This is a genomic window from Thermodesulfobacteriota bacterium (assembly GCA_034189135.1).
GTDB lineage: Bacteria > Desulfobacterota > Desulfobacteria > Desulfobacterales > JAUWMJ01 > JAUWMJ01.
On sequence record JAXHVO010000007.1, the window covers coordinates 20,478 to 44,169 of the forward strand.

At 43.4% G+C, this 23,692-nt stretch carries 18 protein-coding genes; 10 read left to right on the forward strand and 8 right to left on the reverse strand.

Features of this window, described 5'->3' with window-relative positions; all coding sequences use genetic code 11:
* Window positions 1–19 precede the first annotated feature (19 nt).
* The 5 genes from SWH54_00950 to SWH54_00970 form a co-directional block, all read right to left on the reverse strand.
* Window positions 20–1,837 carry an ATP-binding protein gene (locus tag SWH54_00950; protein ID MDY6789809.1) on the reverse strand — a complete coding sequence of 606 codons (1,818 nt, stop codon included), beginning with the start codon at window positions 1,835–1,837 and terminating at the stop codon, window positions 20–22.
* Between the two features lie 685 nt (window positions 1,838–2,522).
* Window positions 2,523–3,242: an acyltransferase gene (locus tag SWH54_00955; protein MDY6789810.1), complete on the reverse strand. Its 720-nt coding sequence runs from the start codon at window positions 3,240–3,242 to the stop codon at window positions 2,523–2,525.
* 12 nt (window positions 3,243–3,254) lie between these two features.
* The gene (locus tag SWH54_00960; protein ID MDY6789811.1) at window positions 3,255–4,295 is read right to left on the reverse strand and encodes a phenyltransferase domain-containing protein; all 1,041 of its coding nucleotides are present in this window, start codon (window positions 4,293–4,295) and stop codon (window positions 3,255–3,257) included.
* Between the two features lie 172 nt (window positions 4,296–4,467).
* Window positions 4,468–5,184 (reverse strand): response regulator transcription factor, encoded by a 717-nt coding sequence (locus SWH54_00965; GenBank protein ID MDY6789812.1) that lies wholly within the window; start codon window positions 5,182–5,184, stop codon window positions 4,468–4,470.
* A 144-nt stretch (window positions 5,185–5,328) separates the two neighbouring features.
* Entirely contained in the window at window positions 5,329–6,273 is a 945-nt protein-coding gene (locus SWH54_00970) for a HAMP domain-containing sensor histidine kinase (GenBank protein ID MDY6789813.1), read from the reverse strand.
* Between the two features lie 375 nt (window positions 6,274–6,648).
* On the opposite strand from SWH54_00970, the gene SWH54_00975 reads away from it, so the two are divergent.
* The 6 genes from SWH54_00975 to hutH all read left to right on the forward strand — a co-directional run bounded on the left by SWH54_00975 (window position 6,649) and on the right by hutH (window position 12,251).
* Window positions 6,649–7,752: a nitronate monooxygenase family protein gene (locus SWH54_00975; protein ID MDY6789814.1), complete on the forward strand. Its 1,104-nt coding sequence runs from the start codon at window positions 6,649–6,651 to the stop codon at window positions 7,750–7,752.
* A gap of 344 nt (window positions 7,753–8,096) precedes the next feature.
* Window positions 8,097–8,912 carry a DUF3108 domain-containing protein gene (locus SWH54_00980; GenBank protein ID MDY6789815.1) on the forward strand — a complete coding sequence of 272 codons (816 nt, stop codon included), beginning with the start codon at window positions 8,097–8,099 and terminating at the stop codon, window positions 8,910–8,912.
* 227 nt (window positions 8,913–9,139) lie between these two features.
* Window positions 9,140–9,400: a helix-turn-helix domain-containing protein gene (locus tag SWH54_00985; protein ID MDY6789816.1), complete on the forward strand. Its 261-nt coding sequence runs from the start codon at window positions 9,140–9,142 to the stop codon at window positions 9,398–9,400.
* Entirely contained in the window at window positions 9,387–9,698 is a 312-nt protein-coding gene (locus tag SWH54_00990; protein MDY6789817.1) for a HipA N-terminal domain-containing protein, read from the forward strand. Before SWH54_00985 ends, SWH54_00990 begins: the two co-directional genes overlap by 14 nt.
* Window positions 9,695–10,633 (forward strand): HipA domain-containing protein, encoded by a 939-nt coding sequence (locus tag SWH54_00995; protein ID MDY6789818.1) that lies wholly within the window; start codon window positions 9,695–9,697, stop codon window positions 10,631–10,633. The genes SWH54_00990 and SWH54_00995 overlap by 4 nt, the downstream gene beginning before the upstream one ends.
* 88 nt (window positions 10,634–10,721) lie before the next feature.
* Complete coding sequence (gene hutH, locus SWH54_01000; protein ID MDY6789819.1) at window positions 10,722–12,251, forward strand: histidine ammonia-lyase; 1,530 nt, start codon at window positions 10,722–10,724, stop codon at window positions 12,249–12,251.
* Window positions 12,252–12,374: 123 nt separating this feature from the next.
* Here hutH and SWH54_01005 read toward each other — a convergent pair whose 3' ends face one another.
* Entirely contained in the window at window positions 12,375–12,761 is a 387-nt protein-coding gene (locus SWH54_01005; protein MDY6789820.1) for a hypothetical protein, read from the reverse strand.
* 379 nt (window positions 12,762–13,140) lie between these two features.
* Here SWH54_01005 and SWH54_01010 point away from each other — a divergent pair, with 379 nt between their 5' ends.
* Complete coding sequence (locus SWH54_01010) at window positions 13,141–13,593, forward strand: YbhB/YbcL family Raf kinase inhibitor-like protein (GenBank protein ID MDY6789821.1); 453 nt, start codon at window positions 13,141–13,143, stop codon at window positions 13,591–13,593.
* A 12-nt stretch (window positions 13,594–13,605) separates the two neighbouring features.
* On the forward strand, window positions 13,606–14,577 hold the full coding sequence (gene sppA, locus SWH54_01015) for a signal peptide peptidase SppA (GenBank protein ID MDY6789822.1): 972 nt from the start codon (window positions 13,606–13,608) through the stop codon (window positions 14,575–14,577).
* 195 nt (window positions 14,578–14,772) lie between these two features.
* Here sppA and SWH54_01020 read toward each other — a convergent pair whose 3' ends face one another.
* A complete protein-coding gene (locus SWH54_01020) occupies window positions 14,773–18,144 on the reverse strand; it encodes an adenylate/guanylate cyclase domain-containing protein (GenBank protein MDY6789823.1) in 3,372 nt (1,123 codons plus the stop codon).
* A 617-nt stretch (window positions 18,145–18,761) separates the two neighbouring features.
* Here SWH54_01020 and SWH54_01025 point away from each other — a divergent pair.
* A complete protein-coding gene (locus SWH54_01025; protein MDY6789824.1) occupies window positions 18,762–19,343 on the forward strand; it encodes an ABC transporter substrate-binding protein in 582 nt (193 codons plus the stop codon).
* A gap of 404 nt (window positions 19,344–19,747) precedes the next feature.
* On the forward strand, window positions 19,748–22,276 hold the full coding sequence (locus tag SWH54_01030) for an MMPL family transporter (GenBank protein ID MDY6789825.1): 2,529 nt from the start codon (window positions 19,748–19,750) through the stop codon (window positions 22,274–22,276).
* A gap of 153 nt (window positions 22,277–22,429) precedes the next feature.
* Here SWH54_01030 and SWH54_01035 read toward each other — a convergent pair whose 3' ends face one another.
* Window positions 22,430–23,680 (reverse strand): IMP cyclohydrolase, encoded by a 1,251-nt coding sequence (locus SWH54_01035; protein ID MDY6789826.1) that lies wholly within the window; start codon window positions 23,678–23,680, stop codon window positions 22,430–22,432.
* Window positions 23,681–23,692 lie beyond the last annotated feature (12 nt).

Sequence of the window (23,692 nt, forward strand, 5' to 3'; positions counted from 1 at the left end):
TTTGGATATAGATTACCCATTACTCTTGCTCCCCTGGCAGTATAAAAGAAAAGGTCGCCCCTTTACCCAGGCCTTCACTCTCCACCCAGATCCTGCCGCCATGCAGTTCAACCAGCCTTTTGGTCATGGACAATCCCAATCCGGTCCCCTGGAAATGACGGCTGGTAGAGTCCTCAACCTGTTCAAAAGGTTTGAATATGCGCGCCAGATCCTCGCCATCAATACCGATGCCGGTATCCCTGACACTGATTTGAATAGCCTGCTTGCCTCTTTGAATATGATTGTGCCTATCGTCATCACCGGGCAAGCGTTTTCCGGTTATGGTTATGCGCCCGTGATCCGGTGTAAATTTGACCGCGTTGGAAAGAAGGTTGTATATAATCTGTTTGAGTTTACGTTCGTCAGCGATAAAGATTTCAGGAAGTTGATCGATCTTAAGGTCAATCGTGATCCCCCGTTTTACCACCTTATCATGCACCACGGTCAGGCTGTCCTTGAGTAAAGGCTTTATTTCCAATGCAACCGGATTCAATGTTATTTTCCCGGCTTCGACCTTAGACAGATCCAGTATATCATTGATCAGGGCCAGCAAGTGTCGGCTGCTCAACAGAACATCGTTAAGATAGTCCGACTGCAACTCAGTCAACGCGCCACATTTTTCATCCGCAATGAGCTCGCTGAACCCAATGATGTGATTCAACGGTGTCCGTAATTCGTGGCTCATATTGGCCAGGAAAGCGCTTTTGGCTCTGCTGGCTTCCTCAGCGTCTCTTTTGGCCATGCGCAATTCCAATTCAACGCGTTTTTTTTGCGAAATATCCCTGGCAATGATTACCATACCGGAAAGCATCTGCTCCTTTCCCATCAAAACAGAGCTTGAGAGGCTGACCGGAATCTGTTTCCCGCCACTATCCTTGAACTCGAAATCACTGTTTTTCATCACCTTTTGTTGTATCAATCGATTGATTGTAGGCTTTGAAGCGGCGGGCATAATCAATTCAATGGGTTGACCGACAATTGCCTCTTCCTCATAGCCCAGGAGATCGCATGCAGATTGATTAACACCTACAATCTGACCTGTTTCATCCGTTAGGATAAGCGTGTCGGCCATGGTCGAAATGATGTTTCCGGCTGCCGTGGCCGGTGTTATGACTAAAAAATTGTATTTTACAATGACATATACGATGCCGACGGCCCAGATAAGGGCCATATTGTGCGCCAGATCGGGGATTGGAACAGATGCAATTCGCGGGGCAAAAATGTTGGTGGCATAGCCCACTACGAAAGCCAAAAGGGTGCTGACGCCGAGAATTTGAGCTTGTTTTTTCTTTATGGGATGGTCCGTTTTCCGACTGTAAACCAATATCATTGTTACCGCGGCAGCAATGGTTGCAAAAATATAAACCAATAAAACAAGGGTCATCCAGGTTTTATGCCACTGCAGCCCCCATCCATAGGATCGTCTGATATACTGTAAAAGACCACCGTCAACCCATTGCACGCAGATGGCCACGACAGGTACTGCGAACATAACGGGATATATCCACACTTTTCGCAAAACCTCTTTTTTCTCGGACACGATAAAGGCAAACCAAAGCAGAAATGAGCTGAAGGTCCATGCGCCGATGATGGTGACTTTCATGAAACGATAGGCTTCCTCTGCCGTCGCATGGGGGTTGTGTGCAAATGTTTTTCCGATGCACCAGAGAAGAAAACAGATGAACACGACCGCACATATCCGATTGAGGGGATGCCGGTGGTTTTTAACCAGAATGAACGCCGCCAGATATCCATAGGTGATGGCACTGAAAAAATGCAATAATGATAGATAGGACATGCTTGGAAACTCCGGCTTATTATATGAAATGCCAGCGTATTTTTCTCTCCTATGTATATCGGATGATTCCAGTAAAACTTTAGAATAAATTATGGTTTCCCACACCTTTCAATTTTGCCTTGGAGAAGGAATCTCAATCTTATTCCCACTCAATATTCCAGCAAAATTTAATGCGGCCTTAAAAAATTCATAATGCTCTGGCCACTAGTACGCTTGGAAAATGAGGATAATTGCATTCGCGATTTCCCAAGCCCACTTGGATCAGATAGTAAATGATGCAACAGATTATAGACTTGGATTAATGGTTGGGTTTTGCTTAGCGGCTATCTGGATAAAAATAAGGATATGTTTTTTTTATTCATTATAGAACAACTAATGCTTCTCCGCGCGAATATTTGAAAAATAGACCACGCTCTCTTTACCTGTCTCGTCCAATGGATTAAAATGCTTTTTATAAAAATGAAGCTCCCCGCCGCAAGCGGACGGGGTATCAAAATGGATAAAAACAAATTTAGATGATGGTGGGAAACGTAGTTTCCCCCCACACCCCCCTTCCGCATGTTTGCCCCACCGCAAGCGGATGGGGTATTAAAAACCTTAATCAATTGAATGCAGCTGCTGCCTTCAATAAGCGGCCTTCGGCCTTGGGTTTTTTTCTTAAGTGAAGCAACATTAAGCAAAGCGCCTAATCCCCTTTTTGGGGAAAAAACAGATACCTCAGCCAGTTAAAAAATGTATTTTTTTCCAGCATCGCCTTTTCCCATAAATTGGACTCTTTAAAAAGCTTTTCCGGCTCGGAAAACCACCTGGCCCGGGTGGTAAATTTTTCCTCTGAATCGAGATGTTTGACCACTTTGGCGGGATTTCCCGCAGCAATGACATTGGCGGGTATTGGGTTTACTACCACAGCACCGGCACCGATAATGCTGTTTTCCCCAATGGTCACTCCCTTGCAGATGATGGTACTGTCCCCAATCCAGACATTTTTTTCTATGTTCACAGGGTCTGTTTTTCCCGGAGCAATCCGGTTGTAGATATCATGCCAATCCGAGTCGGTAATATAAACATTGCTGGCAATCATGCAGCTGTCATCAATAAATATCCCGGCAGCCGATCCAATGCGCACTCCCGGACAGATCATACAAAAATTGCCGATCTTGATGATGCCTTCACCCTTATGATGGGGCCAGATGGAGAGCCTTATTTTACTGTCGGACGAGGCAATCACCGTGGCATAATCGCCGATTTCAATGGGAGAACCAAAGATCTCCACATTCCAGGGACGCATAAAGGTAAAATATCTGCCCAGGGATTCAAAATGCGGGCGAAGGAATCGATTGGTATAAAATTTTTCAAATTTAAGGTAGGCTTTTTTTACAAAGTAGGGTCGGTGGTCTCTATTCAAGGTATATTCCCCTTATAAAGATAAACCGCAAGACTCCCAAAACCGGTGGGAAAAAAGACGGCCGGCAGGGGTCAGATCGTAAATGGCATCGGCGGCCATCAACACCGCTGCATTGGTCCAGGTGAGCTTATCATCGGGCCATAAGGTAATATCCGGAACGGTGTATCCGCACCAAAATGATCCATCATCAAACTTTTTATCACTTATCCAGGAAAAAACGATTTCAGCCAGGGTAAAATTCCCCATGGCCGATAAGGCCAGGGAAAGTTCAGCAGTTTCCGCCATGGTGATCCAGGGCTCGTCATTAACGCATTTCGCTCCATGGCCTTCTACCACATATTTTTTCCAGTATTGGCCAATTCTCTTTTTGGCCCGCTGGCCGGTAAGCGCACCGGAAAGTATCGGATAGAACCAGTACATGGAAAAACGGGACTTTGTCATATTAAAGTGGTATTGTTTGTGTCTGATTGCGTTCCCCAGCTTCGCCAGTCCTTCTTCCCATTGAGGCTTTGAATATCCAAGCTGCTTTGCGATAGCCAGTGCGCATTTTATACTCATATAGATGGAACTGGATCCGGTGAGCAGTGCCATGGGATCTGTTTTCCCTTCAGGGCTGATGGCCCAGTGGATCTCGCCGCCCGGAGACTGAAGACTCAAAGCAAATGCAATGGCCTGATCGACTGTGTTCCACATTTTTTTAAGGAAACGCTTGTCATTGGTGATTAAAAAATAGTGAAGCACACCTACCGAAATGTATGAAGACATATTCGCATCACGGGTTTTATCTTCGGGGACTCCGTTTCTGTAGGTGGCATACCAGCTACCATCTCGAAGCTGTTCTTTAACCATCCAGTCAAATGCACGCCTCGCTTCATCAACATAACCGCCGATGCTCAGCCCCATGGCAGCTTCGATATGGTCCCATGGATCTGTTTTTTTCCCCTCGCACCAGGGGATCTCTCCGCTCTCTCTCTGAGCATTTATAATCAGTCCTGCAATCGAATTAATGTCAAGGGCAAGATCACTCCTGCTTCTGGATGTAGTCAGTTGCATAGATACCACACCTTTCATTTAAAACCAAAATCAGACTATCTATCACCAAGTCACCAAGAAAAATGGCTCTGCTTAATTTTCGCATTTTGTTTTATCCGGATTAAAAACTGCAGATAGATATAGTGGAATCGAAATTCATGCAAGAAAAATTTACCTAATCGAGCATCAAGCATTACTCATGATCAAATATATATCCGACCGATCTTAAGCTTCTAAAGAAGACGGGTTTTTTGGGATGATCTTCAAAATATTTTCGAAAACGCACCATAAAATTATCCACCGTTCTGGTCGTTGTTTTTCCCGTATATCCCCATCCTATTTCCAAAAGCTTGTCTCGCGAAAGGGGTTTCCCACGGTTGGCAATAAAAAGCTTCAGCAGTTTGGTTTCCTGGTCTGTCAGGATAATCTTTCCACTTTTGCAATCGGCAACTGAGGTAACAAAATCGATGTGGTTTCCACCAAACGAATATGTCTGGGGCATCAAAGAAACGTCCGTCTCCCTGCGGTAAATGTCGACCCGGGTTAACAGACGTTCCACCCGAAGTAAAAACTCCTCCAGGTTAAAAGGTTTTGCGAGGTAATCATCCACGCCATAAGAAAATCCTTTAATCTTATCGTCCGGCGTGCCTTTGGCTGAAAGAATTAAAATTGGGATCCGCTCATCTTTAAGGCGAATATTCCTCAGCACGGAAAGTCCATCAATACCGGGCAGCATAATATCGAGTATAATGAGATCCGGCCGGCTTTCCTTCCATTTCTGCAGACCGGATACCCCATCTTTGGCTATTGAAACATCGTATCCCTGAAGCGAAAGATTTAATTTTAAACCCTCTGCAATATGCTTTTCATCTTCAATAACAAGAATGTGTTTTTTTTGGCTCTTTTCCATAATTTCACATGGTTTTGTATGCCCGGAACATTAACGTTTTGGGCCATAAAGGGTATGATAATCGATGCTGACAACTCACCTTAAGTCAGAACCCGGTATTGAGTAACGAGTGTTCCCCATCAAGCATTACGTATTCGGCATCAACTAACCAGGCAAAATTAAGCTAAAAACCGAACCCTGCCCTTTTCCTTTGCTCTCGGCAACCACTTTTCCCTTATGAATACGGGCTATATTTTGTACCACGTGAAGCCCAAGTCCGCTGCCCCTGGCCGACATCACATCCGTCCTGCCCACCTGGTAAAATTTTTTAAAAATCTTTTTTATTTTGCCTTTTTCAAGTCCGATGCCATTGTCTTTAAAATGAATCAGTAGGCTTTTGTTGTGTTGTTCAAAAGTAATATCAACTCTGGGAACCTTTGATTCGTTGTACTTGATCGCATTGGTAAGCAAATTCATCAAAAGCATTTCAAATAAAGGCGGATTTATGCCGTATAATATCGGACTCGGAGGGTGATGTATCTTTATTTCGCAGTTTTGAAAAAGATGGTCGTTGTTTTTATAAAAGCGCTCAAAGACCTCAGCCAGATCAGACACGATTAACTGCTTTTTATAACTCTTGCTTTCAATCCTGGCAAGGTTTAAAATCCGACTTATATGGTCCGATAGCCTGCTCACGTCCGTAATCATGTACTGTATGTATTTTAGCTGGTCATTTCGAGATAGCTCATGTTTGGAAAAAGTTTGCAGGAAAAGCTTCAATGATGTAACCGGAGTTTTCAACTCGTGAGTAAAACTGTTGATAAAATTATGCTGCAATCGATAAAGCTGCAATGTTTTTTGGTTATACACAAAGATGGTAAATATTCCCAGCAGGATTATTCCCACCAGAATAGAAAGAACCATGATCACAATCCATGTCTGTGGTTCTAATACCTGACTGGAATCCAGGTTGAATTTATAAACAACCGATTTGAGTCCTGCAGAAACCTCAACATACCAGTATATATACAAAAACAGAGAGGTTCCCAGGGCCACGATTGATAACACAAAAATGAAGACTGGATGGAAAAACCATTTGGTTCGATTCATAATCGAACTATAACAAACTGGTCAAATTTAACAACCATTTATGTAATCTTCAGCAGTTGTTCAACAGAACATCTACTGACGGGTGGATAAAGTCTGGGTCTTTATCTTGCCGTTATCGTTCCGGAGCCAAATTTAATTGTAAAACTTTTGTAAAACCAAAGTTCAATCATGTACTTTACATCACTTCTGCATTATGATTTACATTTTAAATAAAGTTGCCCTGCTGATCATACAGCGTAAACAAATATATATTACATTTTACTTAAGTTTGATGTAAAATAGCCGATTGAAGACTTGTGAAGCCAAGTTCGACTTTTTACAAATTTCTTACAGATTAAACATAAGCCCTTTCACTAAAATTTTGGAAACCATTATATGAAACTACCTGTACTAAAAATAGGCGATATAGAAGCTAACGTACCGATTATTCAAGGTGGCATGTCGGTGGGAATTTCTCTTTCCGGCCTTGCCTCGGCAGTGGCCAATGAAGGTGCGATCGGCGTCATCGGGACCGCACTAATAGGCATGCGAGAACCTGATTATAACTCAAATTACCTTGAAGCCAATATCAGAGGGATGAAAAAGGAAATCAGGAAAGCCAGGCAAATGAGTGATGGTATCATCGGGGTGAATATCATGGTGGTGTTGACCAATTATGCGGATACCGTGCGTACTGCCATTGAGGAACGGGTTGATATCATATTCGCAGGCGCCGGACTTCCCCTTGATATGCCGGGGTATCTTAAACAAGATTCTGTCACCAAACTTGTCCCTATTGTATCTTCAGGTAGAGCGGCCCGACTGTTATGTAAAAAGTGGCTGGCAAAATATGACTACCTGCCGGATGCTTTTGTAGTAGAAGGCCCCAAAGCCGGCGGGCATATCGGCTTTAAACCCGAACAGATTGATGATGTGGCGTTTTCCCTTGAGAATATCGTGCCTGAAGTGATTGGTGCGGTTAAACCCTTTGAAGACGAACAGGGTAAAAAGATTCCGGTAATTGCGGCCGGTGGGATTTATACCCCTGATGATATCGAAAAATTTATAAAGATGGGAGCCGCCGGTGTCCAATTGGGAACACGTTTTGTTGCCACCCACGAATGTGATGCAGACGATCGATTCAAGCAGGCATATATTGAGTCCAAAGAAGAAGATATGGCAATTATTCAAAGCCCTGTGGGCCTTCCCGGCAGAGCGGTGAAAAACCAATTTCTCGATGACGTCTCCCAGGGCAAGAAAAAACCGTTTAAATGCACCTATCACTGCATTAAAACATGCGATTATCATAAAAGCCCCTATTGTATCGCATTTGCCTTGCTAAATGCCCAGCGAGGCAATATGAAACACGGCTATGCATTTGCCGGAAAAAATGCCTACCGCATAAACAAAATCGTTTCAGTCAAAGAGTTGATTGCCTCCCTGCTAAAAGGCCATGAACTCTCTGCAATTCACCCACCCCTGTTAAAAAAAGTGGGATAATTTTATTTAAAATTTCTGCCAATCAAATATGTTTATTCCGTCAAAAGGGTGTGCCCCTTTTCACTTATCGGTGAAACTTTTTCTCTGGTTATAATATTTGTTGCATGAAAGTTGCAAAAAAGCTGCAAATTAGATAAAATAACAAAAAACGGTCTGGATGTCCCTTTGCCGGGCAGGGGGACCACAACGCCCGGTGGAAGATTTCATTTAAAAATTTGCCGAACGGAATCTGGATTTGGACTTATGAACCGGGTCGGATTTCAACGTGGCAAAAATCTTCACCATTACAGGTGCAAGCCCGATAACAACCAATAAATCCATACTCATTATCGCCTGTTGGTAATATGAAAAACATACTTTCAAAACTCAGATTTTTTTTATTAAATGGGTTAAGATCCTTTTTCCCGTGGGTCATTATATTCTTCATTACTTTTTCCTTTTTCCCGTGTCATGCAACAACCAACTCAGCCGATTTTCCTTTTAGCCCGGGCGAGAAGCTGACCTTTAATTTAAAATGGTGCTTTATTCCGGCCGGTGAAGCAGTGCTTGAAGTACTGCCCATGGAAAATATTAGCGGTATCTGGGCCTATCATTTTGCTTTAACGGTGAAAACCAATCCTTTTTTCGATGCGATCTATAAAGTTCGGGACAAAATCGATTCCTATGCCGACATTGATATGACCCGCTCAATTTTATATAAAAAAAGCCAGGCCGGTAGGAAGCACCAACGAGATGTCGTGGTCAATTTCAACTGGGATAAAAATGAAGCTCAATATTCAAACTTCGGCAGAAAACGAAATCCTGTTTCACTTTTGCCCGGCTCATTTGACCCCTTATCTATATTTTATTATTCACGCATGTGCGATTTCAATAATCAAATTATCCTTCAACGACCGGTAACCGATGGCAAAAAATGTGTGATCGGAACAGGGGAAGTCATTAAAAGAGAAACCATCAAATTAAAAACAGGAAAATATGATACCTACCTTTTGCAGCCCGAGCTAAAAGATCTGTCCGGTGTATTTAGAAAAAGCGAAAATGCCACCATTAAAATATGGTTAACGGCTGATAAACGAAAAATTCCGGTACGGATAAAAAGTAACATCGTGATTGGAAGCTTTGTCGGTGAACTTGTTCCCCCTGAAGATGTTGCCAAATAAGATAGTCGTCTTTACAGCCTGCTCTTTTTTACCGTTATAACGGTATTTTAATACCCTTCTTTGTATTCAAGACCTGCCGGATCAATTAAAACCTATATAATTGCCGTTATAACGGCAATCAAAATAAAACATAATTTGACTTGACAAAATGCCGCAATAGCGGCAATAATAACCGATAAAATCGATTTCTATAAGAAAATTCGGGAATATTACTAATAATTACCACTATGACGGCAAAAATAGATCATAATAATTTTAAACGTGTGGGCCGAATGATACTTTTTCACCGGAAAAAAGCCGATCTGTCACGAATTGATCTGGCCATGGTTGCTGGAGTCGGAAAAACCGTCATCTACGACATTGAACACGGCAAAGATACAGTTCGTATTAAAACCCTGATAAAAATCCTAAATGCGCTAAATATTACTATGTTTTTTGACAGCCCCATTATGAATCGTTTCATGGAAACCAAAGATGAAAAAAGCTGAAGTATTTGTTAATAACCGACGATCCGGTATCCTGGAAGAAATTACGCCGGGTAAGAAGTATCAATTCATATACAACAAGGGATATTCAGGCCATCCGATTTCTCTGACCATGCCGATAGCAGATACGCCATACATCTATGATCGATTTCCCCCTTTTTTCGAGGGCCTGTTACCGGAAGGATATAATCTTGATGCGCTTTTAAGGGTTTATAAAATTGACCGAAACGATCTTTTCCGCCAGCTTGTAGTTGTGGGAATGGACATGGTCGGTGCTGTGACGGTGAGAGAAATTAAATGAATACATGTCCGATCACCTATCAATCCTGTGAAGGCAAGTATTCCATTCAAGGTCTCAAGCGGTTATCCCCAAGATTGTATGATTTGAAAGATTTTCCCTATACTGCCGGGGAACAAATACATGAAGCCGCTGTCCGATCAACCAAAATATCTATTCAGGGAATCCAGCCGAAACTTAGTGCCATACTCAATGTCAGCCGGCAACGATTTAAAATTGTCGATATAGGTGGCCGCTATATCCTGAAACCGCAGAACCCGCAATTTCCACTGCTTCCTGAAAATGAAGATCTGTCCATGCGTTTAGCCGGTCTTGCCGGTGTTGATGTTCCCCTGCATGGCCTGTTATATTCCAAAGACGGCTCCTTTACTTACTTTATAAAGCGGTTCGACCGAATCGGTCGGAATAAAAAGGTTGCCGTTGAAGATTTTTCACAACTTCTTGGTTTGTCCCGTGATACCAAATATGATGCTTCCATGGAAAAAGTAGCCACCGTTATAGAAAAATACTGCACATTTCCCGCCATAGAAAAAATAAAACTGTTTAGACTTACACTGGTTAATTATCTTATTGGCAACGAAGATATGCACCTGAAAAATTTTTCCTTGATCACGCAAGATGGTAAAATTGAACTTTCTCCGGCATATGATATTATCAATACAACCATTGCCCTATCCAACCCTCAGGAAGAAATTGCTTTACCCGTGATGGGTAAAAAACGAAAACTTGACCGCTCCAACCTAATCGATTATTACGGCAAAGATCGATTGAAATTAACCGATAAGGCCATCAAAACAGTACTCGATAAAATTGAATCGGTTTTTGAGTTATGGACGCATTTGATCGTAAACAGCTTTTTAAACTCTGAACTAAAGGACAACTATTCAAAACTGCTGGAGGATAGAAAATCTTCCGTTTGGCTGCAGACAAATAAGTGAAAAATCCGATTCTCTCTATTTTAAAGAAAGATCATTTGAAAACTAAGGTAACTTCTTTTTTCTAATCCACAAAAAAGACAGGTAATTTATGCAGGATATACTTTTGGGTTTTGATAATATGACCATTGAAGATCTGGTTGCCATCGCCAGAGATGGAGCCGGTGTTCAGTTGACCAAAGGATCGGAACAACGGATTGTCAACACGCGGAAATTAATCGAAAAGCTGGTGGAAGAAGAAAAGCCAATTTATGGCGTCACCACTGGATTTGGCGCTTTAAGTGATGTGACCATACCTAAAAAGGACGCCGGGCAGCTGCAGAATAATATTCTCATGAGCCATGCAGCGGGAGTTGGCCGCCCGCTGGAAGAAGAGATTGTTCGAGCGATCATGGCCCTGAGGATAAAGGACCTGGCAAGGGGCCATTCAGGCATTCGTCTCGAGACCGTACTACAGCTTATCAGGATTTTAAACGCAGGCATTTGCCCCGTCGTACCGGAAAAGGGATCTGTTGGGGCAAGTGGGGACCTGGTGCCCATGGCTCATCTTTCCCTTGTTCTGCTTGGAATGGGAGAAGCTTTCTACCAAGGCAACCGGCTGTCAGGAAAAGAAGCTTTGAAAAAATGCGGTATGGATTTGATCCGTTTGAACGCAGCCGAAGGTCTCGCCCTGGTAAATGGTACCCAGGTGATGACTGCGATTGCCGGACTTGCGGTGTATGACTCCCTGAGACTTTCAAAAATGATCGACATCGCGGCGGCCATGAGTCTGGAAGTTCTCATGGGAAGCAAAACAGAATTTGACCCAAGAATTCATCAACTGCGACCACACCCGGGACAGGCTGTGGCGGCGGACAACATGGACAGGATCACCCTAAACAGCGAGATCATTACTTCTCATAAAGACTGCCGCCGCATTCAGGATGCATATACGCTCAGGTGTTCTCCACAGGTGCATGGGGCGAGTAAGGATGTTATCGCATATGCATTGAATGCGGTAACGGTAGAAATGAATTCTTCCACCGGCAATCCGCTTATTTTCCCGGAGACCCGAGAGTTTCTCCTGGGTGGAAATTTTCACGGGCAGCCGGTTGCTTTGGCCATGGACTTTCTATGCATGGCTGTCTCTGAACTGGCAAATATTTCGGAAAGACGTGTCGAACGCCTGGTTAATCCCAAGCTAAGCGGACTTCCGGCCTTTCTTGTCAGTGATGGGGGGCTGAATTCAGGATTCATGCTTGCACAGTACACGGCGGCGTCCCTCGTTTCGGAAAACAAAGTTCTTAGCCATCCGGCATGTGTGGACTCTATTCCAACTTCAGCCAACAAGGAAGATCATGTATCCATGGGAACCATTTCTGCGCGTAAATGCCGGGAAATTATTAAAAATACGGAAAATGTGATTGCCATTGAGCTTTTATGCGGCGCCCAGGCCATGGACCTTTTCACCAACATGAAACCCGGAGAAGGGACTATGGCGGCATACAACGTTATACGTGGACCTGTTTCCCATCTGGACAGCGATCGCGTACTGTCAAAGGATATCGAAGCTGTAAAAGGCCTGATGCGAAGCGGAAAGATTTTGCAAGCTGTCGAACAAAAAGTCGGAGCACTTAAATAATTCATTAGGTCGCATTCGGATGATCAGATTGAACGGCAGGTCTTTATTTTAAAACACTATTGAGCTGACTTGATACGGTTTTAACTCAAACTATCTCAATGCGATAAAAGAAACCAAATATTTTTATATAAATTTTACTTTTTTTGTTGATGATTTTACCACAAAAATGCGTTCGTTATTCCCCTTAAGGTCGGCAGGGATTATGAAGAAACCATGCCTGTCCGGCGAGTAGGAGAGGGTATATCCGATGACGACTTCGCTATCGGAAAACTCAACTTTAATTTTTCGCCCCCCTCCTGCGATTTCATCATCATATAAATCTTTGCGGGATCCATCTCCCTCACTTTCTTTAACAAAAAATACCGCCTTTAACTGTTCTATATCAATATTTTCCACCTCACCGCTTAACGTTGTTAAATGGAACCTTGTTTTATTGGGAAAAAAGTCGCTGGTATTTCCTTTCATGATGTTGCCGCCCTTAAATTGTATTACAACTTTGTTTTGTGGCATAAAGTCCTCCTCTAAAAAGTCAGGCATTTATTTGAGCGTTATGCGACTATCTTTTTAAAAAGACAGTTGATTTATTCCGTTTATTATAAATCAACCATAAGCGGAATAGCTATAAAATACAAGCAGATTTTAGCCCGTTTGTAAGATGAACCTATTGACAAAAATTTTAGGATTTCACCAGGTAACCTGTTTGTTTTAATTTGGCATCCTTTTCTCAGGTTGACATGAAAACTCTTTTAAAGATAGATAAATATAAAACAGAAACCTTTTTGATAAAAAGGGAAAATTTTGCTAATAAAATTATCTGCCTGTTATGGACCTTTTCTTTAATTTTTTATTGATTGATGCATACTTTCCAGAAACATAAGGAGGTGCAATCATGGAACTAAAAAGCTCAGCATTTAATGACGGCGACATGATACCCGGTAAGTACACCTGTGATAGTGAAGATATCTCGCCGCCTCTGGAATGGAAATCATTGCCTGAAAACACCCAATCCATCGCCCTTATCTCCGATGACCCGGACGCCCCTGTGGGAACGTGGGTTCATTGGGTGTATTATGACATACCGCCGGATACAAAGGGTTTACCGGAAAATATAACCCCGCAGGAAAACCCGGACATCGGCGGTAAACAGGGAATGAATGATTTTCGCCGAATCGGTTATGGAGGCCCATGCCCGCCCGGTGGCACCCACAGGTATTACTTCAAGATTTACGCCCTGGATACTTTGCTAAACCTTCCTGCCGGTGCCGACAAGAGGCAACTTTTGAAGGCAATGGAAGGGCATATCATCGACCAGGCACAGCTTATGGGGAAATACAAAAGATAGAAAGGTGATTATATGCGAACCTACCCTTTAATCATTTCAGCGCTCCTTGTTCTTTTTTTCAGCGGTTGTGCATCCCCCAGGATCACCCTTTTTTCCGACGACACCGTACCACTTCAGGAATTTACCCTTCAGGGTAAGGGGAAGGATAAGATACTTGTTATTCCCATAAAAGGAGAAATATCGGGCAGCACCAGCAAAGGATTTATTTTTACAAAACCGAGCATGATCCAGGAGATCATCGCCCAGCTTAAGCTGGCTGAAAAAGACCGGAAAATCAAAGCAGTTATTTTAAAGATCGACTCTCCGGGTGGGACGGTTACCGCAAGTGACATTCTTTATCATGAAATTGCTGCTTTTAAAAATCGTACCGGCATAAAACTGGTGGTCGCCATGATGGATGTGGCTGCATCAGGCGGATATTACATTGCCCTGCCTGCCGATTTTATTCTGGCACATCCGACCAGCATCACCGGCTCAATCGGCGTTATCTTTATGCAGCCAAAAGTAAACCGCCTTATGGAAAAAATCGGTGTCGGCCTGGACATAAATAAATCCGGTAAAAACAAGGATATGGGTTCACCCTTTCGCCATACCACTCATGAGGAACGACAAATTTTTCAGGACCTGACGGATGAACTGGGAAAACGTTTTTTAAATCTTGTCTCCACACACCGAAAACTGGATAAAAATCAACTGGCAAAAATCTCAACCGCCCGAATATATCTTGCCCCCAAAGCACTTGAACTCGGTTTGATTGACCAGATCGGGTACCTTGAGGATGCGATAAAAAAGACCTGTAAACTGGCGAAACTCCCTCAAGATGCCAGGGTTGTTATATATCGCCGCACACAATACCCCAATGACAACCTGTATAATACCGCAGTTGACCGGCAGGGCGGACAGGGTTTGTCCCTCATTGATTTAAACCTTCCCCAATCAACCCGTCCCTTGAATACAGGGTTTTACTATCTGTGGATGCCATAATTAAGATGGTTTTGTAAAAAGAAAAAATCGCTTTTACAAAACCATTTAAATTGTAGTTTTTAAGAGCCTGATATGACCTATGCCTTTTCAGCCTAATATTTAAAACTTAAAATCTTAAACCTGATAAATCCGACGTTAATAAAACTGTTTGAAAAGTTTATAATGCTGTTGCAGAAAATACATTATGTCTATTCTTTATATAAATGTTTCCAATTGCTTTTCATATTTTTCCACCCAACCATCGGCTCCGCACGCCGTAAAGGTTTCAACTGCCATTTCCAGGTATTGTCGTTCTTTTTGATGCTCTCCACATTTATTCAGAAAATTCGAATACAGGATATAATCTTTTGCCAGATGCCATCGCATGCCATTTCGTTCATCGGCGATAATAGCCCTCTTTATCCATTTGCGGGCTTCAGGACGATGTTCAGCATTCCCATATAACAAAATTTCCCCGATGGTGTTTGCCATCCAACCTTCAAAAATCTTTATGCGACTATTCTCATATTTATGCGTTAACTCATCGATTGTACTGTCATACTGCCCCATATAAACCTCGGTCCGTGTCAACAATAACAATCCCATATGTATCCATGATGGAATTTTTATGCTAGCTCTAACCATGGAAATCATTTCTAAAAAATATTTGCGTGAGTTTTCGAACTCCCTCGTTTCAAAAAAGATTAAACCCAGATAAAGAGACGCGTATGCCGCCCAAGCGTAGTTCGATCTCTTTCGACAGATCTCGACACCTTCTAAAAGACGGGGTATTGCCTCATCCAACAAGCCTTGATAAAAACAGACGACACCAAAGCCGGAATCAGCCATTCCGATCGTAACCAGTTCATTGCTTTGTTGGGCTGCTTCAACTGCCTCTAAAATAGATTCTCTGGCTTTCTGTAATTTGCCCTCGAAACAGTACGTGTGTGCACCGATCCAACTTTTAGTGGTTGCAATCAGACCTGGTCTCTTGACGGATTCCATGAGTGCAATACATCTGTTGTGAGAAAAAAGCGATTCATCGAACTGACACTGCCAGGCTGAAGTCAAGCCGATAAAGTAACCGGCTATCCAAAAGAATACATGATTGGATAGTCTCTCGGACAACGCCATCGCTTTCTTCATGGTCGCCAGTCCCTTTAGATAATCTTCCTCCACCCATAAGACATATGCACCTACTGCAGTATAAATGGCCGGTAGCATTTTTTCATAATTCATTGTTTCAGCCAGTTCAACGATGGGGCTCACGGCTTCCATCGCTTGTGATGGTTGTCCTAAATACAAATGGTAGCCTGCCAGTGCCGCACGGACATCAATGATCTTCTTCGATACAGCGTCGGTTTTTGGCATCCGCTCAAGGCAAAAGATAACGCTTTTCGAATGGTCGATGGCTTCTTTGTATGAAATCGATCGGACGGCTCTTTTTGCCGCCAGCTTAGCGTATTCTGCACCCTTTTCGTAAAGACCGCCGGCGATAAAGTGATCCACCAGCAAACCGTAATGTTCCTCTATGTTCTTCTCGTATATCTGTTCGATGGCTAGGCCGATTTTGGCATGTAAAGTTCTTTGTTTCTCCGGCAAGATGGCGTTGTACAATACTTCGCGGGTTAGAGCATGCTTAAACACATAAGTGGTATCCGGAAAGATGCCACGTTCATAGACAAGTTCCACATCTTTTAACAGGGACAAATTAACCAGCAGCTCACGTTCAGGCAAACCGGTGACCTGTTTAATCAATCCGTAGCTGAACTCTCTTTCAATTACAGCGCCGTTTCGAAGCACCCCCCGGGCTTCTTCAGGTAATGCATCCACCCGTGCCATAATCACATCCTGAATCGTAGAAGGGACCGCGACCGCATCCAACTCTTTTACCAAACGGTAGCGCCCTCTGTCTCTGGTGATAATTTTAAGTTCTTTAAGAGACTGCAAATATTCTTCAATAAAAAACGGAACCCCTTCGGCCCGTTGTAGCAGAAGATCGACCAGCGAGGGATCAATGGCATCTGTGGCCAGGATGCTTTTTATCATGTTCAGGATTTGTCGGTTGGTGAGCCGCAGCAGGTTGATCTGGTTGACGTAGGATTTTCCAGACAAATTGGCAACACCTTCTGGTCGATAGGTCAATATGAGAAGTACACGATGACCGGAAATGCTGCTGATCAGATCCTTGATCATCTCTTCCGAGCTTTTATCCATCCAGTGCAAATCCTCGATCGCCAGCACCAGCGGCCTTATGGCGGATCCTTTTAAAACGAGAAGCTTGACAGCTTCAAAAATACGATCTTTCTTTGTTTCAGGGCTCAGGGGGATATCATCAATGCCGCTATCCTTTACAGACAAGACCTCAAGAAGATATGGCAGCGTCAGGTTCTCATCAGCCTCATAGGCTTTCAGACCTGCTTTCACCTTTTTCCTGGCCGCTTCACTTGACTCATCATCTGTAATGGCAAATTCGGATTTGAGAATATCAGCCACCGGGTGATAGGGAAGCGTTCTGCTGTATGAAAAGCAGCGTCCCTCGAAAAAGGTGGCATCTTCATTGAGAATAAGCTTTCTAAACTCATAAAGCAGCCGGGATTTACCCATGCCTGCCTCAGCAACCATCAGTACAGTTTGGCCGCTTCCCTCCCTGGCACGATCAAAGCTGTCCATCAAAAGCTCTAACTCACGCCCTCTGCCGATAAAGGGCGTCAAACCGCTCTCGGCGTTGACATCGAATCGTGTTCTTCTCATGCTGGGCGATACCACACGGTACACGGCCACCGGCTGATTCTTGCCTTTGACTGTTCTCTGCCCCTGGGATTCAAAGCGGAACAAGCCTTCGGTTAATTTAAAGGTATTCTCAGAGGTATAGGTTGTACCAGGTGCTGCCAGACTTTCTATTCTGGAAGCCAGATTAACCGTATCGCCGACCGCTTTAAACTCCATGTGAAGATCATTTCCCAAGGTTCCTACGACCACAGAACCTGTATGAATTCCAATTCGCATTCTCAATGGACTGATCGTTTTTTTCTCGTTTTTCAAAGTTTCATCGAATTTCGCCATTTCTCGATGAATAGCCAGGGAAGAACGAATCGCTCGTTGAGGCGCATCCTCCAATGCAATGGGGGCACCAAAAAAGGCTAATATTCCATCACCCGTCATTTCATTTACAGTTCCCCCATAGTCATGAACCTTATGAATAAGTATTTCATAGACCTTGTCCATGATAACATAGGCATCTTCCGGGCCGAGTTTTTCAGAAAGCCTAGTAAAACCTTCCATATCACAGAACATCACGGTGACCTGCTTGCGCTCACCTTCAATTCTGTCTCTTTGAGCCAAAATCTTTTCGGTTAAACCTTTGGGAAGATATTTTTGGATTTTGTCTAATTTCTCATCAAAGGAAAGATCTTTAGGAAGAGGTTCTGAAGATATGGTGAGATTGTGGCCGCACTCACCACAGAATTTAAAACCTGGTGAATTGCTGAACCCGCATTTAGAGCAAATTGTTTCTAACTTATTGCCACATTCAACACAGAATTTCATACCTTCCGGGTTATCAAACTGACACTTTGGGCATTGCATTTTTTGCCCTCCACCAATGGTTAAGCAGTTTGAATGATTTTGAAGAAATATAAGCCGGTAAAAATTAAAATATCCTAATTATGGCTTTATGTCAAATCTGGCAGTTACCCGATATACTCTGTCTGGAAAGAAAAATGGATTTTGTAGTTATGCTATATCAAAACCAATCATCATTTTGTTGCGTTTTAATTGAAATTTCCCATAAGAATTGGGTTTTAAAAAAACGGTGCAAAAATGTTACATCTCAAGAAATTGCCAGGCTTACCCTGGGAATATCGGTGGGATTATTGGTTTATAGTTGATTATAGGTGATACAAAAAAATCGTATGTCACGCAAAGTCCGCCCAGCCATTCATATAGTGCGGCATCATATTAAGCCAGGCGGCACCTGCACATTGCCGGGCAGTTAAAGATAAAATCTTCAACTGCCCGGCAAGCAATCATTTTATTTGCAACTCATTTTTTTTATGCTGCTTTTTCTCACACCAAGCTTGCCTTGTCAAGTTGGCTGTATCGCCTTCTTGACACCTTGACTTCATTTTACTATACAGTTTTAACCGATTGCCGTAAAATGAAATCATTATAGCTGTGAAACCCATTGCCCCAAGGAAAAAGCGATGAAAAACCTTATATATACTGTTTTGTTTATTTTGATTTTCAGCCAGGTGGCTGTTGCCGACGATAAAAAGGAGGCTGAGAAAGCATTAAAAGACAAGCTGGAATCAGTCATTGTTGTGCTGGAAAAAAAGGATATGGATCAGCAGGTGAAAAAAAAGGAAATTGTTGAAATTGTAACCCCCATTTTCAACTTTTCATTAATGTCCAAGCTGACTCTGGGTAAAAAACACTGGCCGAGCCTGACCAAAGATCAGCAAGGAAAATTTACCGAACTTTTTACCCAACGCCTGAAAGATTCATACCTTGACAAAATGCTGCTGTATACCGACGAAAAGATCGAGTATGAGGCACCTGTTCAAGCCGGAAAAAAAGTACAAATTCCAACCATACTGACATCAAAAGACAATAAAATATCAATGCGTTACAAACTTTATAAATCAAAGCAAAGCTGGAAGATTTACGATATTGAAATCCAGGGTGTCAGCCTCATATCCACCTACCGGTCTCAGTTTGACGAAATCCTGAGAAAAAAAACGGTGGATGACCTTCTTGTAAAACTGGAAAAGCCCGAAAAGAAATAAAGAGAAATACATAGCTCATAGTAAAAAGCTGCTATATACCACTTTGCGGCACCGTAACCGAAAATAACTTGTCTGTCGTATCAAGGGGTTATGATTTAGTTGTTTGAATGTAAAATATCGAACAAGAAATTTCGAATGATGAAGGGTGGAATCGCTACGCTCTACCTGGCAAATATTAAAAATGATAGAATACCTTACTTCGACATTCAATATTCCTTGTTCGATATTCTGCAGTTCAAAACAAACTTGGAAGCTTGTTTTTTATCGATAATAACTTATCAATCATATCTATGGGTTATGATTTAGTTGTTTGAAAGATATGCCCTACGGAACCGCAGGCCAAACAGGATTTAAACATTTAACTATGAGTTGTCAGTTAATAAATTACAGTGTCATTTATTCAAATGATTAAATTTCATTCCATACCCACATGGTTTTTCGATAAACTCATTCTTGAATATCCCAAACTGGTCATTATCTGTTTTCTTGTTATGACCTCTTTCCTCGGCTACAAAACAAAGGATTTCAAGCTCGATGCTTCAGCGGAAACCCTGATGTTGGAAGACGATGAAGACCTTCGTTATTCGCGCCTGATCAATTCACGCTATGGTGAAAACGACTTTTTATTTGTGACCTATACGCCTGAAGATGACCTGTTCTCGGAAAAATCCCTGGCAAAGCTTAAACAGCTTAGAAACGAATTACGGAAGCTAAAATCGGTATCCTCTGTGGTGTCCATACTCGATGTCCCCCTGCTGGAAAGCCCGCCGGTGCCGATCAAGGAGCTGGCCACCAGTGTCCAGACATTGGAATCACCCACGGTTGATAAAAAACTGGCCAAAATCGAGCTCAGCCAAAGTCCCATTTACCAAAATTCGCTTATCAGCCCGGATCTTAAAACAGCCAACCTCCAGGTTAACTTTCCCATTGATGAAACCTGGCGCGATTTGTTGACTCGCCGCAATCGGCTTCGGGGAAAACAGGCCAACGGTCCACTGTCAGATACCGAGAAGGCTGAATTGGAAAAAGCCTCCCGGCAGTTTCAAGCCCACCGGGACCTGATGAGAGAAAGCCGGCATAAGGATATTGCCGAAATCCGCGCAATCATGGTTAAATACCGTCAGGACGCCAGGCTTTTCCTGGGGGGCGTGAGCATGATTGCAGATGATATGGTTAGTTTTATCAAAAATGATCTTAAGATATTCGGTATCGGGGTGTTCTTTTTTTTGATTGTCACTCTAAGTATTATTTTCCGAAAATTGCGCTGGGTCATGTTGCCCATGCTCTGCTGTGGTTTTTCCGCCATTTCGATGATCGGACTCCTGGGCCTGTTCGACTGGGAAGTGACGGTAATATCCTCTAATTTTATATCGCTGCAGCTCATTATTACCATGGCGGTAACAATTCATCTCATCGTGCGTTACCGGGAACTTTCACAAAAGAACCCTGATGCCGACCAGCGAAAGCTTGTGCTGGATACTGTCCGTTTGAAGCTAAAGCCCTGCCTTTATGCCGGGCTGACCACCATTGCCGGCTTTGGTTCACTTTTGCTGTGCAATATCCTGCCGGTCATCACTTTTGGCTGGATGATGATTGCCGGTATTACCGTCTCTTTATTTGTCACCTTTATGCTTTTTCCTGCCTCGGTCATGCTGCTGGACAAAGAAAAAGTCAAACCCAAATCGGATGTAAAATTCTCGCTCACTTCGATTCTGGCAAAATTTACCGAAGGGCACGGCTCTCTGATTATGGTAATCAGCGTGATTGCCTTTGTGATCAGCGCCATGGGAATTGCAAAACTGGTGGTGGAAAACAGCTTTATCGATTATTTTAAGCATACCACCGAAATCTACCAGGGCATGAAGGTCATTGATCAAAAACTCGGCGGCACCACCCCACTGGATGTGATTGTGGAAATTGAAAAGCCTAAAACCGATTTGACGCCGGATGCTTCCCCAGCCCCATCAAAAAAAGAGACGGCAAATACCGATGAATTTGCCGAATTCGACGAATTCGATAAAGCCGTAGACGATGATAAGTACTGGTTTACTTCTGAAAAGATGGACCAGGTGAAGAAAATTCATGATTATCTTGACGATCTTCCGGAAACCGGTAAGGTCATGTCCCTGGGAACGATGATGCAGATTGCCGAAAAGCTGAACAACGGTAAGCCTCTGGACAATTTTACACTGGCATTGCTGTATAGTGAGCTGCCTGAGGAATTTAAAAATATCGTGCTTAAGCCTTATGTGTCGGTGGAGAATGACCAGGTTCGTTTCTCAATCCGCATCATTGACTCAGAAAAATCTTTAAAACGAAACGAGCTGTTAAAGCGGATATATCATGATCTGACCGGCAAACTTGAATTAAAAAAAGAAAATGTTCATTTAACCGGAATGATGGTGCTGTATAACAACATGCTGCAAAGCCTGTTTGATTCTCAGATCCTGACCCTGGGAATAACCGTGCTGGCGCTGATGGGTATGTTTTTGATCCTGTTCAGATCAATCAAAATAGCGTTGATCGCCATTTTCCCCAACCTGCTTTCCATTGGCGTGGTGCTGGGGTTTATGGGCTGGCTGAAGATTCCCCTTGACATGATGACCATTACCATTGCGGCGATAAGTGTCGGCATTGCGGTGGATGATACCATTCACTATATCCACCGGTTCAAACAGGAGTTTAAGCTCGATCAAAATTACCTGAAAGCGGTTCACCGCTCTCACGGAAGCATCGGCTACGCCATGTACTACACGTCACTGACGATCATTATCGGATTTTCCATTCTGGTTCTGTCTAATTTTATCCCCAGTATTTATTTCGGTCTGCTTACAGGGCTTGCCATGCTCATTGCCCTGATTGCCGCCCTGACCCTGCTTCCACAACTGATCGTCCTTATAAAACCCTTTGGCCCGGAACCGATAGAAGAATAGGGTCTCTTTAATACAGGCAACAAAATCTGATGGCGCCGTAAGACGTCTTATATCCAAGGCGTAGCGGTTTTTCAGGGACGAGACTATACATATCGTATGTCGAGTTCCTGAAAAATCGCTACAACGCAGTAGATGAGATGTTTTACGGCGCCATCAGTGTTTGAAACTTCTCTGCCCGGTATACACCATGGTAACGCCGGCTTCGTTACATGCTTCGATGGACTGGTAGTCGTTTCCTGAACCTCCCGGCTGGATGACTGAGGTAACGCCCTCTTTTATTCCCACATCCACGCCGTCCCGGAAAGGAAAGAATGCATCGCTGACCATGGCCGCCCCGATCAAGCCGCCCTTTTCTTGGGCCACCTTTGAATCGATGTCTTCCTTTTTTTCTTTATCTGTCAATTCGTTATAGGGAATGGCATGCATTTCAAAGCAGTAACGATCCGCAAGCTTTCGGTATGCTTTGTCCCGGGCAATCTCGGCGACCCCTACCCTGTCCTGCTCTCCTGTTCCTATTCCAACAGTTACCTGGTCTTTGACATAAATAACGGAGTTTGACGTAATTCCCGACTCAACCAGCCAGCCGAAAATTAAATCATCATATTCCTGCTGGGTGGGCTCCCTTTCAATTGTATATGTTTTGCCCTTATATTCACACTCGGCAAGGCTCAAGTCGCCTTTATCCCTGGCCTTGGGAACAAATGACCACTGGGCAATCACCCCACCGTCTATTAGGCTTTTAAATTCCACGCACCTTTGGCCCACAAAGTTTTGCAGCCTGTTTATATTGTCAATCCGAACAATTCTTAAGTTTTTCTTCCTGGCAAAAATATCCATCACGCCTTCTTCAAAATCAGGCGCTACCACCACTTCAGCATACTGCTTGGAAATTTCTTCCGCCGTTTCCCGGTCAACCGGCCTGTTAAGGGCGATACATCCGCCGAATGCGGCTATTCTGTCCGCCATATTGGCCTTGGCATAGGCCTCAGCCAAAGAATCCGACCTGGCTACCCCGCAGGGGTTGTTGTGCTTAACAATAACCACTGTGGGTCGGTCCACAAAATACCTGAGGATGTTCAGGGCATTATCGGCATCGGTTAAATTGGTTTTGCCGGGATGTTTGCCGGATTGCAGCAACTCAATATCTGAAGCCAGAAACCGGCCCGGTTGAATGGTTTCAGTCTGGCCCAAAACCAGGTTGCCGTTTACCAGCCTGAAAAGGGCCGCTTCCTGGCCCGGATTTTCGCCGTATCTCAGTCCCTTGTTTATGTTATCTACGGTCCAGACCACTTTTTCGTAAAAAAGTGTCTGCCGGTGATCGCCGTCAATAAAGCTTACTTCCATATTTGGTGGAAAGTGGTCATCCATAATGGTTTTGTACATTTTTTTCAGATCTTCAGCCATTTTTTTCTCCTT

Coding starts and splice junctions, on each gene's coding strand:
- SWH54_00950 (MDY6789809.1), bottom strand. CDS start 1,837: ATGTCCTATCTATCATTATTGCATTTTTTCAGTGCCATCACCTATGGA.
- SWH54_00960 (MDY6789811.1), bottom strand. CDS start 4,295: ATGCAACTGACTACATCCAGAAGCAGGAGTGATCTTGCCCTTGACATT.
- SWH54_00965 (MDY6789812.1), bottom strand. CDS start 5,184: ATGGAAAAGAGCCAAAAAAAACACATTCTTGTTATTGAAGATGAAAAG.
- SWH54_00970 (MDY6789813.1), bottom strand. CDS start 6,273: ATGAATCGAACCAAATGGTTTTTCCATCCAGTCTTCATTTTTGTGTTA.
- SWH54_00975 (MDY6789814.1), top strand. CDS start 6,649: ATGAAACTACCTGTACTAAAAATAGGCGATATAGAAGCTAACGTACCG.
- SWH54_00980 (MDY6789815.1), top strand. CDS start 8,097: ATGAAAAACATACTTTCAAAACTCAGATTTTTTTTATTAAATGGGTTA.
- SWH54_00985 (MDY6789816.1), top strand. CDS start 9,140: ATGACGGCAAAAATAGATCATAATAATTTTAAACGTGTGGGCCGAATG.
- SWH54_00990 (MDY6789817.1), top strand. CDS start 9,387: ATGAAAAAAGCTGAAGTATTTGTTAATAACCGACGATCCGGTATCCTG.
- SWH54_00995 (MDY6789818.1), top strand. CDS start 9,695: ATGAATACATGTCCGATCACCTATCAATCCTGTGAAGGCAAGTATTCC.
- hutH (MDY6789819.1), top strand. CDS start 10,722: ATGCAGGATATACTTTTGGGTTTTGATAATATGACCATTGAAGATCTG.
- SWH54_01005 (MDY6789820.1), bottom strand. CDS start 12,761: ATGCCACAAAACAAAGTTGTAATACAATTTAAGGGCGGCAACATCATG.
- SWH54_01010 (MDY6789821.1), top strand. CDS start 13,141: ATGGAACTAAAAAGCTCAGCATTTAATGACGGCGACATGATACCCGGT.
- sppA (MDY6789822.1), top strand. CDS start 13,606: ATGCGAACCTACCCTTTAATCATTTCAGCGCTCCTTGTTCTTTTTTTC.
- SWH54_01020 (MDY6789823.1), bottom strand. CDS start 18,144: ATGCAATGCCCAAAGTGTCAGTTTGATAACCCGGAAGGTATGAAATTC.
- SWH54_01025 (MDY6789824.1), top strand. CDS start 18,762: ATGAAAAACCTTATATATACTGTTTTGTTTATTTTGATTTTCAGCCAG.
- SWH54_01030 (MDY6789825.1), top strand. CDS start 19,748: ATGATTAAATTTCATTCCATACCCACATGGTTTTTCGATAAACTCATT.
- SWH54_01035 (MDY6789826.1), bottom strand. CDS start 23,680: ATGGCTGAAGATCTGAAAAAAATGTACAAAACCATTATGGATGACCAC.